At 64.8% G+C, this 13,700-nt stretch carries 13 protein-coding genes; 9 read left to right on the top strand and 4 right to left on the bottom strand.

Features of this window, described 5'->3' with window-relative positions:
- Window positions 1-22: 22 nt before the first annotated feature.
- The 9 genes from HBF25_RS00490 to HBF25_RS00450 all read left to right on the top strand — a co-directional run bounded on the left by HBF25_RS00490 (window position 23) and on the right by HBF25_RS00450 (window position 6,214).
- Window positions 23-1,117, top strand: coding sequence for a PQQ-dependent sugar dehydrogenase (locus HBF25_RS00490; RefSeq protein ID WP_166945534.1), 1,095 nt, complete (start codon window positions 23-25; stop codon window positions 1,115-1,117).
- Window positions 1,118-1,130: 13 nt separating this feature from the next.
- A complete protein-coding gene (locus HBF25_RS00485; protein ID WP_166945532.1) occupies window positions 1,131-1,772 on the top strand; it encodes a YbhB/YbcL family Raf kinase inhibitor-like protein in 642 nt (213 codons plus the stop codon).
- 114 nt (window positions 1,773-1,886) lie between these two features.
- The gene (locus HBF25_RS00480) at window positions 1,887-2,045 is read left to right on the top strand and encodes a DUF1328 domain-containing protein (protein ID WP_166945530.1); all 159 of its coding nucleotides are present in this window, start codon (window positions 1,887-1,889) and stop codon (window positions 2,043-2,045) included.
- Window positions 2,046-2,126: 81 nt separating this feature from the next.
- Entirely contained in the window at window positions 2,127-2,516 is a 390-nt protein-coding gene (locus HBF25_RS00475) for an ElaB/YgaM/YqjD family protein (RefSeq protein WP_166945528.1), read from the top strand.
- A 23-nt stretch (window positions 2,517-2,539) separates the two neighbouring features.
- Window positions 2,540-3,028, top strand: a complete 489-nt coding sequence (locus tag HBF25_RS00470; protein ID WP_243852909.1) for a phage holin family protein — start codon at window positions 2,540-2,542, stop codon at window positions 3,026-3,028.
- Between the two features lie 3 nt (window positions 3,029-3,031).
- Window positions 3,032-3,349, top strand: a complete 318-nt coding sequence (locus tag HBF25_RS00465; RefSeq protein WP_166945526.1) for a hypothetical protein — start codon at window positions 3,032-3,034, stop codon at window positions 3,347-3,349.
- On the top strand, window positions 3,346-4,506 hold the full coding sequence (locus tag HBF25_RS00460) for an AI-2E family transporter (RefSeq protein ID WP_341778000.1): 1,161 nt from the start codon (window positions 3,346-3,348) through the stop codon (window positions 4,504-4,506). Before HBF25_RS00465 ends, HBF25_RS00460 begins: the two co-directional genes overlap by 4 nt.
- A 1,115-nt stretch (window positions 4,507-5,621) precedes the next feature.
- The gene (locus HBF25_RS00455) at window positions 5,622-5,912 is read left to right on the top strand and encodes a hypothetical protein (RefSeq protein WP_166945524.1); all 291 of its coding nucleotides are present in this window, start codon (window positions 5,622-5,624) and stop codon (window positions 5,910-5,912) included.
- Window positions 5,912-6,214 (top strand): hypothetical protein, encoded by a 303-nt coding sequence (locus HBF25_RS00450; protein WP_166945522.1) that lies wholly within the window; start codon window positions 5,912-5,914, stop codon window positions 6,212-6,214. Before HBF25_RS00455 ends, HBF25_RS00450 begins: the two co-directional genes overlap by 1 nt.
- Before the next feature lie 780 nt (window positions 6,215-6,994).
- Here the strand turns inward: HBF25_RS00450 and HBF25_RS00445 are convergent.
- The 4 genes from HBF25_RS00445 to HBF25_RS00430 are packed head-to-tail and all read right to left on the bottom strand — an operon-like array spanning window position 6,995 to window position 13,600.
- Window positions 6,995-7,768 carry an SDR family NAD(P)-dependent oxidoreductase gene (locus tag HBF25_RS00445; protein ID WP_166945520.1) on the bottom strand — a complete coding sequence of 258 codons (774 nt, stop codon included), beginning with the start codon at window positions 7,766-7,768 and terminating at the stop codon, window positions 6,995-6,997.
- Window positions 7,765-9,198 (bottom strand): efflux transporter outer membrane subunit, encoded by a 1,434-nt coding sequence (locus tag HBF25_RS00440; RefSeq protein ID WP_166945518.1) that lies wholly within the window; start codon window positions 9,196-9,198, stop codon window positions 7,765-7,767. The genes HBF25_RS00445 and HBF25_RS00440 overlap by 4 nt, the downstream gene beginning before the upstream one ends.
- A 3-nt stretch (window positions 9,199-9,201) precedes the next feature.
- Window positions 9,202-12,393 (bottom strand): efflux RND transporter permease subunit, encoded by a 3,192-nt coding sequence (locus tag HBF25_RS00435; protein ID WP_166945516.1) that lies wholly within the window; start codon window positions 12,391-12,393, stop codon window positions 9,202-9,204.
- A gap of 7 nt (window positions 12,394-12,400) precedes the next feature.
- Window positions 12,401-13,600 carry an efflux RND transporter periplasmic adaptor subunit gene (locus HBF25_RS00430; protein ID WP_166945514.1) on the bottom strand — a complete coding sequence of 400 codons (1,200 nt, stop codon included), beginning with the start codon at window positions 13,598-13,600 and terminating at the stop codon, window positions 12,401-12,403.
- Window positions 13,601-13,700: the final 100 nt, after the last annotated feature.

Below are 13,700 nucleotides of genomic sequence, written 5' to 3'. Positions count from 1 at the left end.
CATGCATCCGGGAGTTCGTCACATGCGCAGTGCCCTCGTCCTCGGTCTTTCCCTGTTATTCACCGGTGCGGCACTCGCCGCGCCACCGCCGATGGAGGCGCTGAAGCTTCCGGCAGGTTTTTCCATCTCCCTGTGGAGTGACCAGGTACCCAATGCGCGCGAGATGGCGCTGGGTACGAAGAACACCGTCTTCGTCGGCTCCAACGACGCCGGCAAGGTCTATGCCGTGACCTACGGCGACGACGGCAAGGTCACCAAGGTGCGCAGCATCGCCACCGGTCTGGAGCTTCCCGTGGGCGTGGCGTTCCGCCATGGCGACCTCTACGTGTCGGCTGTAAGCAAGATCTACGTGCTGCGCGATATCGAGAACCATCTCGATGCACCGCCGAAGCCCGAGGTGATCACCGACAAACTACCGACCGAGACCCATCACGGATGGAAGTTCATCGCCTTCGGTCCCGATGACAAGCTCTACGTACCCATCGGTGCGCCCTGCAACATCTGTGACCGCGATAGCGAAGGCTTTGCGCAGATCACGCGCATGAATCCCGATGGCAGCGGTTCGGAAGTGGTGGCGCGCGGCGTGCGCAACACGGTGGGCTTCGACTGGCGCCCCACCGACAAGACGCTGTGGTTCACCGACAACGGTCGCGACATGCTGGGCGACGACCTGCCCAGCGACGAGCTCAACCATGTCACCAGGCCGAAGGAACATTTCGGCTACCCGTACTGCCACCAGGGCGACACGCTCGACCCGGACTTCGGCAAGGGCAGGAGCTGCAAGGATTACACCCCGCCCGTGCTGAAGCTCGGAGCGCACGTGGCTGCTCTTGGCATGCGCTTCTATCAAGGCACGCAGTTCCCGGCCAGCTACCGTGGCGCGATCATCGTTGCAGAACATGGTTCGTGGAACCGCACGAAGAAATCCGGCTATCGCGTGATGACCGTGCGCTTGAACGGCAACAAGGTTGCCAGCTACGAGCCGCTGGTGGAGGGCTTCCTTGCCGACGAGAAGGCGCTGGGTCGCCCCGCCGACGTACAGGCGCTGCCCGATGGCAGCCTGCTCGTCAGCGACGATCTCAACGGCGCGATCTACCGCGTGACCTACAAGAAATAAGAAGGAGACAAGCATGCGCCTCAAGAGCGACAACTTCGAACACGGCAAGCCGATTCCGGCCGACAACGCCTTCATGGAGATCGGCGAGCCGGCAAAGCTCGCCGCCAACAAGACACCGCACCTGGTGTGGACCGAAGTCCCCACCACCGCGAAGTCGTTCGTCATTGCCGTGATCGACACCGACGTGCCGTCGAAACCCGACGACGTGAACGTCGAAGGCCGCGAAGTGCGCTACGACCTGCCGCGCGTGGAATTCGTGCACTGGCTAATGGCCAACATTCCGCTGGAGTGTCGTGAGCTGGGCGAAGGTGCCTGTGGCGAAGGCATCGTGCCGCGCGGCAAGGGCAACGGAAAGCTGAAGGATGATCTGACGGGCCCGGGCAAGGCCGTGCAGGGTCTCAACGACTACACCGGCTGGTTCAAGGGCGACAAGGACATGGACGGCCATTACCATGGCTACGACGGCCCTTGCCCCCCGTGGAACGACACCCGCATCCACCACTACCACTTCCATGTCTATGCACTGGATGTAGAGCACGTGGCACTGGAAAACGGCTTCACCCTGGCCGAGCTGCGTGATGTCATCAAGGGGCATGTGGTGGACGAGGCCGTGCTTACCGGCACCTACACCCTCAACCCGAAGGCGAGGGCGTGATCGGTACGTGAAGCCGAAGCCTGAACGCTGCGCGAGTGGCGTCGGGCAGATTCACATGGCATGCGCGGGGCGCGGGACTAAATGGTTCCGCGCCAACCCACCGGAGAACCCGCCATGCTGCACTACGCCCTTGTCTTCCTGGTCATCGCGATCATCGCCGCCATCTTCGGGTTTGCCGGTATCGCCGGTACGGCAGCGGGTATCGCGAAGGTCCTGTTCGTGATCTTCCTGATCCTTGCGATCATCTCGTTCTTCCGCGGCCGCAGTGTGTAGCCGTGGGTCCGCGACGATGACTTCCGCGTCACTTATCCTCCCCTAACCTGATTTGCCCAGTTTTCGACGGAGAAACCTGTCATGACCAAGTCCGCCGACCATGTCGCCAACGCAGCCACCGCTGCGGCCAACACCGTCTCGGCCGCCGAGCGCATCGAGGATCGCGCCGAAAAGGTGAAGCAGGCGACCACCGACGCCGTGGACCGCACCCGTGAGGCGGTCGATCGTGCCGCGGACAAGGTCGAGAGCACCCTGCACTCGGCGACCGACAAGGCTGCCCATGGCGCCACCCGCGCGGCCGAGAAGGCCGAGGAAGCCAAGCTGCGCGGCAAGGAGGCCTATGACGACGCCCTCGACAAGGCCAACGACTGGCTCGACGTGGCCCGTGATTACGTGCGCGAAAAGCCGGTACAGTCGATCGCGCTGGCCGTGGCGGCTGGCTGGCTGGCGGGCCGCATCCTCCGTCGTTGATTCCATCCACCCGGGGGTGAGGCATGCTGGAAAACGATCCCTCGGGGCGTAGCGAAAGCGAGGAACCCATCGGCGGCGGCGCAGAACGCGCCGCCCGTCCGAAGCTGTCGATGCCGGACTGGATCGACGATGTACGCCGTCTCGGCACTGGCCTGAAGAACCTGTTCGGTGCCCAGCTGAAGCTGGCGCTGGCGGAGATCGGCCTGGCGCGAAGCGGCATCGTCATGATGCTGTTCATGGGCCTGGCTGCCATCGTATTTGCCGTGGCACTGGGCTTTACCTTGCTGGCACTGGCCGGCTGGGGATTGGCACAGTGGTTCGGGTCCTGGGCCTGGGCACTCACCGCCCTGGCCGGTATCCAGTTGCTGTTGCTGGTGCTGTCGATCCTGGTATTCCGCCGCGGCATGCACTGGCTGACCCTTCCCGCCACCCGGGCCGAGTTTGCCCTGCTGGCGAAGGAAGCCGTCAAGCGGGGCAAGGCGGAAGGCGAACGCGCCGAAGGCGAGGGCTAAGCGATGGGTATCTTCAGCAGCATGGCCAAGGTGACCGAGGCGCGGGCAAAGGTTGCCATTGCCCGCGAGGAGACCGTGGCTCCGGCCGCTGCGCTCATCGCACGGGGCTACGAACACCCGCTCACCGTGCTCGGCCTCGCGGCCGGCTCGGGTTTCCTGCTCAGCAACGTCAACGTGAATCCGCTGGCCGTACCCGGGGTGAGCAGCCTCGTGGCGGGCGGCAGCGCAGACCTCATCGGTAAGATTATTTCCATGGCGGCCGGCGGTATCCTTGGCGACTTCGCCGGCGATCCGGCCGACACCGCCACCGACCCGCCGTGAACGACCCGCTCAGTACCCACCTGCCGCTTGCCTCAGCCGCGGCGCCCGGCGTTGCCGTCTCGACGCTCGCCACCCGTCCACGTCGCAGATCGAATGCCGGCCGCAGCACGCGGCGCGTATCCCGGCACCTGAAGTCGATCCGCATTTCACTCACCGGCATGATCCTGCTGGCGCTGGTCTATACCGTCGCCATCGGCAAGTCGTTGCTGGTGCCGCTGGTGCTGGCGGGTTTCATCGGCCTGGCGCTCAATCCCATCGTCGCGTGGGCCGCACGCTGGCGCATTCCACGCTGGTTCGCCGCCGTCACCGTGATGTTGCTGCTGGGCACCGGCCTGGTCGCCGGTGCCGCCACGCTGTCGCAACCCGCACTCAACTGGCTGCACCAGGCACCGAGCGCCATGCGTTCCATCGCGCCGCGCATCAAGCCGATGACGCAACAGATCGAAGCCGCGAGTCGTGCCACGCAGACGCTCGTGGGCGGCAGCGCCGCGCGCAACCAGCCGCAGGCAAACAGCGACATCGCATTCACCGCATGGGATGTGATGGCCGGTACGCCGAAGGTGGTGGCAAGCGTGCTCACCGTCGCCCTGCTGGTGTTCTTCTTCCTTGTATACGGCGATGAAATCCTGCGCCGCGCTGTGGAAATCTCCCCGACGTTCGCCTACAAGCGCCACACGGTAAGCATCGTACGCAGCATCCAGATCGAAGTATCGAGCTACCTGCTGCTCACAGCGGCGATCAACGTCACGCTCGGCCTGGTCACATCGGGCATGTTGTATCTCTACGGCGTTCCCGACCCCCTGCTATGGGGCAGCTTCGCCACCATCGCCAACTTCATTCCCTATGTCGGCGCCATCACGACGACAACGGTACTGGCCATCGTCGGCGCACTGCACTTCCAGGACCTCGGCACGGCATTGCTTCCCGCAGCAACCTTCGCCGGCATCACGGCAGTGGAAGGCAACCTCCTCACCCCGATGCTGCAAGGCCGCCGCTCGCGCCTGAGTCCCGTCGCCATCCTGCTCTGGCTACTTGTCTGGGGCTGGCTCTGGGGCATCCCCGGCGCCATCCTCGCGGTCCCGATGCTCACCTGCGTCAAGCTCATCACCGCAAAACTCCGCGGCTGGCAATGGTTCGCGCACATGATCTCCCGCTAACCCCGCACCCCCCTGTAGGAGCGCGCCTCGCGCGCGACCGGCTGAAACGTTCCGCTCCGTAGTAAAACCAAGCTCCCTACCGAAGGGGGTGTGAGCCAATCGCATCGGCGATTAACGCTCCGTAGGAAAGCAGCCTTTGGAGGCTTCGCTCCGTAGGAAGGGCTCGCCTATTGGCCTCGCTGCTCGGCGCTCGAACGTGGCCAAGACCGAGCCGACGGGGGCGGCCCTTGTCGCGCCGGCCTGCGGTGTCCCTCGGGAAAGGAGAGCCGCTGCGCGGCTCGGTGTCTTATGGCTGCGCCCCTTCGGGCCCGGTGAGCGTGCGGGGTTTTTCGACTCGGCTCCTGCCTCGGCGAAAAATGCCGGTCATCCTGACCGGCACCCTACGGGCCTTATCCGCCCACTCCCCTCACCTCCATCAAGTCGCGCCAAGGGCCGCCCCCGCCGGCTCTCCCAAACGGTGCGGTAGACGTGCGGATGAAATCGCGAACACGACAGATGCGCCCTACATCGCGACAACCCGCTTTTGTAGGAGCGTGCTTGCGCGCGACCGGTTGTCGCGAATGATTCGATGGTTTCGTGCTGACCGGTCGCGCGCAAGCACGCTCCTACAGGGGGCGGTGATCGTGTAAAGGATGTCGCGTTGGCAAACACATCAACGCGATTTTTCAGAATCCTTCCATATCCAAACGCGGCCGCAATTTGGTACGGTGTGTGCGTTGCCCACGCGTCCGTGTCATGTCGTGGTGGGCAACCATCGCTCGATGTGTCGAGAAAGTCGCGAGCCAGAGGTGTTTGCACCACCCCTGACCCGCTAACCAAACCAACCTCATAGGAGTTGATATGGCTATGCCAAATACTAAGGCATTCTCACGCCCACCGTCTGTTCCGGACGGTCCAGGGACGTCCTAAACACCTGTCAGGACGCGGCTAACGCCCGCGTTCGTCCTGATTTCTCACGGTTTCTGGCTCTGCCGTCCTACCCGGCGCGTAGCGCCCTGCCTGTGAGAAAACCGGACAAAATGCGGGAATCGTGAGATCTCGTCGCCCGAGTCGATGAGGGGCACGGCCCTTGGCGTGCCCCGCTCGGAAGCGGCGTACCAGGGAAAAACCAAACCATGAGTGATCCGAAAGACGATGGCGTCCTCGGCGAGGGGAGCTTTGGCCTGAATACCGAGGCCAGTATGGACACGCTGATGAATGATGCGACGGCGTGGCAGGCGTATGCCGAGGCGATGCAGTCGGTGCTTACCGAGTACATGGCCGAAAGCGAATTGCCGAATCAGCGGTGTGTCGCCAGAGCCATGTCCGGTGTGAACGTGCTTTATCGCATGAGCCTGCAATGCACCAAGCAAGCGAACGTGCGGCGTATGTGGGATGAGGTGCGCGCGTTGGGAGGGGCCAAGTGATGGCGCAGCGTGTCGAGATCGCCAAGGCCATGTGTGGGGTGGTGCTGCTGGGCATCAATATCGCCGTCTTGATGGGGAAGCGCGAGGATGGCGATCCGCTATCGAAGGGGGCGAAGTGGAATGTGGCGTTGGCGTTTAGTGCATTCGTGGTCGGCGCGTTGGCCGTGGCGGTGTTTGCGTCGGAGTCGTGTACGGTGATTGAGCCGGTGTGGACGTGGACGTTGGATATCGCCGGGGCGACGTTGTTTGGGGCGACGATGGCGGCGTTGTGGTTGGGGTGGTTGGCGCCGGGGCCACGGTAGGCGTATCGCGAGCGCCTATCGCGGATGCGATCCGCTCCCACCCCTTCGGTAGCAACCTCTCTACGGTGTGGTGGTAGCCGATCGCATCGGCGATCAACCTCGCGATCACCTGCTTGTGTAGGAGCGCGCCTTGCGCGCGACCGGTCAGGGCGAAACCATCATGTCATTCGCGACAACCGGTCGCGCGCAAGCACGCTCCTACACAAGCAGATGGTCGCAACGTGGGGAGCAAAAGCAGGTTGTCGCAGCGTTTGGCTAGCAAGCAGATTGCGGCGGCGTGGGGAGAGCAAGCAGGCTGTCGTAACGTAGGCAGAGCAAACAAGTTGCCGCAACGTGTGGAGAGCCGGCGGGGGTGGCCCTTGGCGCGACTTGATGGAGGTGAGGTGAGTGGGCGGAAAAGGCCCGTAGGGTGCCGGTCAGGATGACCGGCATTTTTCGCCGAGGCAGGAGCCGAGTCGAAAAACCCCGCACGCTCACCGGGCCCGAAGGGGCGCAGCCATAAGACACCGAGCCGCGCAGCGGCTCTCCTTTCCCGAGGGACACCGCAGGCCGGCGCGACAAGGGCCACCCCCGTCGGCTCGGTCTTGGCCACGTTCGAGCGCCGAGCAGCGAGGCCGTAAGGCGAGCCCACCCTACGGAGCGAAGCCTCCAAAGGCTGCTTTCCTACGGAGCGTTAATCGCCGATGCGATTGGCTCCCACCCCTTCGGTAGGGAGCTTGGCGTTGCTACGGAGCGCGCCGTTTCAACCGGTCGCGCGCGAGGCGCGCTCCTACAGGGGAGTTACCAGCCGATTTTGGCGCGGTCGCGGTAGAACTGGCCGTTGCCGGAGTCGCGTTCGGGGAGTAGGGCGGCCCATACGATGCCTTCCGCACCCTCGGCTACGGGGCGGCCGCCTTTGCCGCCCATCGTCGTTGCGGTCCAGCCGGGGGAGACGGCGTTGATGAGGATGCCGCTGCCGCTCATTTCGCGTGCGATGACCTGCGTGTACGCGTTGAGTGCGGCTTTCGATACGCGATAGGCGGGTGCCTTGTCGCCGCACATCGCGACGGTGGCGCATTCGCTTGATACGTTGACGATGCGGCCGTAACCGTGGCGGCGCATCAGGGGTAGTGCTTCGGCTGTGAGCATCCATACGCCGAGCAGGTTGACGTCGAGGGCGCCGCGAATGGCGTCGATGTCCGGGCGTTCGGCGCGGGCGTCGTGGTCGAAGTAACCACCGGCGTTGTTCACCAGGATGTCCAGGCGACCGAATTTGCCGTCGATGGTGGCGATGGCGGCTTCGACATCGGCGGCCTTGGTGACATCCAGTTTCAGTGCGTAGGCATCGCCACCGAGTTCGCGAACCGCTTTCACGGCCTTGTCGTTCTTGCCTGGCTCGCGCATGCCCATGAAGACGGTGACGCCGAGCGAGGCGAGCTGCTTGGCCACTTCCAGACCGATGCCGCGATTGGCCCCCGTCACCAGCGCGATGCGCTGGGTGAGCGGGGGTTCGACGGCGGTCGGAAGGGCCCGCTTGCCGGTGACCGGCAGGCGGTGGACCTTCGCTACGTTCATGGGGCAGCCGCCACCTGGGAGCAGGTGGTGTCGCCGCAGGCCTGCCAGCCGCCGCCCAGTGCCTTGTACAGCTGCACGGCACGGGTGTTGATGGCGGCTTCGGCCTCGGCGAGCTGATCTTCGGCCGAGAGCTGCGTACGTTCGGCGTCGAGCAGTTCGAGGTAGTCGGTGCGGCCGGCGTCGTAGCGCAGCTTGGCCAGCTGTGCCGCCTTGCGGCTTTCGTCGGCCTGCACGATCAGCTTCTGCACGCGCTCGCGCTGAAGGTTGAAGCCCACCAGCGAGTTGTCTACGTCTTCCAGTGCGGAGAGCACCGTGCGGTCGTAGTTGGCGCGGGCTTCTTCGGCTTGCGCCTTGGCACCCTTCACACCGGCGTTGACGCGCTGCACGTTGAGGCCGGCCCAGGAGATGCTCGGGGCGATGGACCATGCGCGCGATTGCGCACCGCCGAAGTCGTTGCTGCGACCGGCAAGGAAACCGACGAAACCACCCAGCGAGATGTGCGGGAACCAGTCGGCCTTGGCGACGCCGATGCGGGCATTGGCAGCAGCCAGCTGACGCTCTGCGATGCGGATGTCCGGACGACGCGAAAGCACTTCGTCGGCACCACCGATGGCGAGGCTGACGTCGATGGGCTTGAACGTGGCCGGCGACAGATCGACGTCCAGTTCGCCCGGGCGTTCGCCGAGCAGCACCGCGATGCGGAACTGGTCGGCCTTGGCCTGGGTTTCTAGTACCGGAAGCTGTGCCTCCACGGCGGCAAGACGTGCCTTGGCGCTGGCCAGATCCTGTTCGGCACCCGTGCCGATCTCGACACGGGCGGCGATCACCTTCAGCGAATCCTGCTGGTTGGTGATGTCACGCTTGGCCACGTCGATGCGCAGCTGGGTGCCACGCAGGTCGAAGTAGTTGCGCGCCACTTCGGCGAACAGGCTCACCTGCGCATTCTGCAAGGCGGCCATGCTGCCGTCCGCATCGGCGCGGGCAGCCTCGACCGAACGGCGGATGCCGCCGAACAGGTCGAGTTCCCACGAGGCGTCGAAGCCGGCCTGATAGCTGGTAACGGTCGAACGCTGGTCGCTGAAGCCCGGCTGCTGCTGGCGTGCCCGCGAGTAGGACACGCCGGTTTCGACATCCGGAATCTGCCGCGACTCTTCGCTGCCCAGCGCCGCACGCGCCTGCTTCAGGCGAGCCACCGCGATGCGCAGGTCAGGCGCGTTCTTCGCGGCGCGTCCGATTAGCGAATCGAGGGTGGGATCACCGAACTGCTTCCACCATTGCGCCTGGAAGTCGGTGGCCTGCTGCTGCGACGGATCGACGCCCTGCAGGGTTACCGGGCTTTCTTTCGGTGCGTGGTAGTCCGGCCCCACGCTCGCGCAACCGGCGAGCACGAGGGCGGTGAACAGGGCAGTGCTGCGGAACAGCGTTTTCATGACTTACGACTCCCGTGCTGCATGGGCGGTGAGGCGGCGTTCGCGGCGGATGGCGCGACGGGCCTCGGTGCGCTCGTTCCACGCGCGGATCAGCACATAGAAGAGCGGGGTGAAGATCAGGCCGAAGAAGGTGACGCCGAGCATGCCGGAGAACACGGCCACACCCATGGCGTGACGCATTTCCGCACCGGCACCGTGCGAGGTGACCAGCGGCACCACGCCCATGATGAACGCGAAGGACGTCATCAGGATCGGGCGCAGTCGCAGTCGGGCCGCTTCGAGCACGGCATCCACGCGGTTCATGCCTTCGATTTCGGCTTCGCGGGCGAATTCCACGATCAGGATCGCGTTCTTGCACGCCAGGCCCACCAGAACGATCAGGCCGATCTGGGTAAAGATGTTGTTGTCGCCACCGGTGATGAGCACACCGAAGATGGCGGACAGCAGCACCATCGGCACGATCAGGATCACGGCCAGCGGCAGGCTGAGGCTTTCGTACAGCGACGCCAGCACCAGAAACACGAGCAGCACCGACAGCGGGAACACCAGCACCGCGGTGTTGCCGGCGAGGATCTGCTGATACGTCAGTTCCGTCCACTCGAAGGTCATGCCGTTGGGCAGGTTGGCCTTCACCAGTGCTTCCATCGCATCCTGCGCCTGGCCCGTGCTGTAACCCGGGGCCGGGCCGCCGTTGATTTCGGCGGTGGGGAAGCCGTTGTAGTGCTGCACGCGATCCGGGCCGTTGGTCTGGCGCACGGTGAGGAACGAACCCAGCGGAATCAGATCGCCGTTGGCGTTGCGCGTCTTCAGGCCCACGATGTCCGAGGGCTCATGACGGAACGACGGCTCCGCGGACACGTTCACCTGGTAGGTGCGGCCGAAGCGGTTGAAGTCGTTGACGTAGAGCGAGCCGAGGTAGGCCTGCATGGTCTGGAACACGTCGCCCAGGTCGATGCCTTCGGACTTGGCCTTCTCGCGATCCACGTCGGCGTCGAACTGCGGCACGCTCACCTGGTAGCTGGTGAACAGGCCGGCAAGCTCGGGCGTCTTGTGGCTGGCGGCGATCACGCCCTGGGTCTGCTTGAACAGCTCCTCGAAGCCAAGGTCGGCGCGGTCTTCGATCTGCATGCGGAAACCGCCGATCGTGCCGAGGCCGTTCACGGGCGGCGGCGGGAAGATCGCGATGTACGCATCCTGCACCGACGCGAACTTGGCATTCAGGGCAGCGGCGATGGCATTGGCCGAGAGGTCGGCCGAACGACGCTCCTCGAACGGCTTCAGCGTGACGAACACGATGCCGGCGTTGGTGCTGTTGGTGAAGCCGTTGATCGACAGGCCCGGGAACTGCACGGCGCTTTCCACGCCAGGCTGTGCCAGCGCGATATCGCCCATGCGGCGGATCACGTTTTCGGTACGATCGAGCGAGGCGGCATCGGGCAGCTGCGCAAACGACACCAGGTACTGCTTGTCCTGCGGGGGCACGAAGCCGGTCGGCGTCTTGGAGAAGCCGAGGAAAGCGAGGCCGACGAGGCCCGCGTAGATCACCAGCACGATGGCCGAGAAGCGCAGGATCTTCTGCACGCCGCTCACATAGCCATTGGCTGCACGTTCGAAGGTGCGGTTGAACGGACGGAACAGCCAGCCGAGGCTCTTGTCCATCCAGATCGTGAGCTTGTCCTTCGGCTCGTTATGGCCCTTGAGCAGGATGGCCGACAGCGCCGGGCTCAGGGTCAGCGAGTTGAAGGCCGAGATCACCGTCGAGATGGCGATGGTCAGCGCGAACTGGCGATAGAACTGGCCGGTGAGGCCGCTGATGAAGGCGGCTGGCACGAACACGGCGCACAGTACGAGGGCCGTGGCGACGATGGGGCCGGTCACTTCGGTCATGGCCTGGCGCGTGGCCATCTTCGGATCGAGGCCATGCTCGATATGGCGCTCCACGTTTTCCACCACCACGATGGCGTCGTCCACCACGATACCGATGGCCAGCACCAGGCCGAACAGCGACAGCGCGTTGAGCGAGAAGCCCGCGATGTACATGATCGCGAAGGTGCCGATCAGCGAGACGGGCACGGCCACCAGCGGGATGATCGAGGCGCGCCAGGTCTGCAGGAACAGGATCACCACCAGCACCACGAGCACGATGGCCTCGAACAGCGTGTGCACCACGGCGTCGATGGAGCCGCGCACGAACACCGTCGGGTCGTAGACGATGGAGAAGTCCACGCCCTGGGGGAAATCCTTCTTCAGCTCGGCCATCTCCTTGCGCACTTCGTCGGAGATCGCGATCGCGTTCGAGCCCGGGCGCTGGAAGATGGGAATCGCCACCGCCTCGCGGTTGTTCAGCAGGCTGCGCAGCGCGTAGTTGTTCGAGCCCAGTTCCACGCGTGCGACGTCGCGCAGGTGGGTGACCGAACCGCTGGCATCGCTGCGGACGATGATGTTGAGGAAGTCGTCTTCGGTAATGAGACGGCCGCGCGTGTTGATGTTGACCTGGAAGGCATTGCTGTTCGGGCCCGGGGGCGCGTTCAGTGCACCGGCGGCCACCTCGATGTTCTGCTCGCGGATCGCCTTCACCACGTCGCCCGTGGTGAGGTTGCGGATGGCGAGCTTCTCCGGGTTCATCCAGATGCGCATGCTGTATTCGCCGGCGCCGAACAGCTGCACGTCACCCACGCCGTCCAGGCGGGCGAGCTGGTCCTTGATGTGCGTGCGGGCGTAGTTCGACAGGTAGAGCATGTCGTAACGGTGATCCGGCGAGGTGAGGTGAACCACCATCGTCAGGTCGGGCGAGCTCTTGTTGGTGGTGACGCCGAGGCGCTGCACTTCCTCGGGCAGGCGCGGCAGCGCCTGCGACACGCGGTTCTGCACCTGCACCTGGGCGTTGTCCAGGTCGGTGCCGAGGGCGAAGGTCACGGTGAGGGTCATCGCGCCGTCGCTGGTGGACTGCGACGAGGTGTAGAGCATGCCTTCCACGCCGTTGATCTGCTCTTCGAGCGGCGTGGCGACGGTTTCGGCGATCACCTTGGGGTTGGCGCCAGGGTAGGTGGCTTTCACCACCACCGTGGGCGGCACCACTTCCGGGTATTCGCTGATCGGCAGCTTGAACACGGCGATACCGCCCGCGATCAGGAACAGCACCGACAGCACGCCCGCGAGGATCGGCCGTTCGACGAAGAATTGGGCGATTTTCATGGAAGGATCAGTCCTGGTTCTGGGCGACGCTGTCCACGCCTGCCCGGCGTGACGCGACGCTGCGTCCGTTGTCTGGCGTGAGCGAGGTCATGGCGACGCGCTTGGCGTTCACTTCGACGCCGGGACGCACGTGCTGCAGACCGTTCACCACCACCACGTCTTCGGCATTCACGCCCTCGACGACACGCAGGCCATCGACGAGCGCGCCGGTGGACACGCGGCGGTATTCCACCTTCTTGTCCTTGCCGAGCACGTAGACGAACTTGTTGCCGAGATCGGTGCCCACGGCCTTGTCGTCGATGAGGGCACGCGGCTGGGTATCTCCGCTTTGCAGTTCGACGCGTGCGAACAGGCCGGCGGTGTAGGCACCATCGGCATTCGGGAACACCGCGCGCAGGCGGATCGTGCCGGCGCCGCTGCGAATCTGGTTGTCGACGAAATCGATCTTGCCCTTGTGCGGGTAGCCGTCTTCGTCAGCCAGGCCCATTTCCACTTCCGGCGCGCGGCCGTTCTGGCGGCGCAGGCGATCGAGTTTCAGGAAGCTCTGCTCGTCCACGTCGAAGTAGACGTACATCGGGTCCACGCTCACCACGCTGGTCAGCGTGTCGTTCGGGGTGACGAGGTTGCCCGGGGTAATCAGCTGATTGCTGACCTTGCCGTCGACCGGTGCGCGCACCTGGGTGAACGAGAGGTTGAGCTGGGCGGCGTCGAGCGCAGCCTGGGTCGAAGCAACCTGGGCGCGGGCGCTGGCCGAGGCGGTGTCGAGGCTGTCGGCCTCTTCACGCGACACGGCGTGCTGTTCCACCAGCTTCGTGCCGCGGGCGGCGTTGGCATCGGCGAGCTTCGCCTGGGCCTTGGCCTGGATCAGGTTGGCCGCCAGGCGGTCCACTTCGGCCGTGTACGGGCGCGGGTCGATGGTGAAGAGCAGGTCGCCCTTCTTCACCGAGGCGCCTTCGCGGAAATGGGCCGAGTCGATATAGCCGCTGACGCGGGGCTTGATCTGGATGGTGTCCACCGACTGGATGCGGCCGGTGAAGGCGGCAGTGTCGGCGACCGGGCGCAGGAGGACCTGGGCGACGGTGACTTCGGGGGCTGGCATGGCGGCCGCCGGCTCGGCGGCGTGGCTGGGACCACCCGCGCTCAACCAGAGGGCCGACGCAATCGCAACCGCCAGGGCGGACGAACCGAACAGGATTTTCTTCTTCATGGTAGTCCTGGGAGCTGATCGGAATGGCGTTGCGGTGCCGCATGATCGAGCCTCAACTTAAGTTGAGGTCAAGGCGGTCCGCTTCAGGTGGCGAAATCTA

This window comes from Luteibacter anthropi, from assembly GCF_011759365.1.
GTDB lineage: Bacteria > Pseudomonadota > Gammaproteobacteria > Xanthomonadales > Rhodanobacteraceae > Luteibacter > Luteibacter anthropi.
The sequence above is the reverse complement of the archived record's forward strand: the minus strand, read 5'-3'. Positions and strand labels throughout refer to the sequence as shown.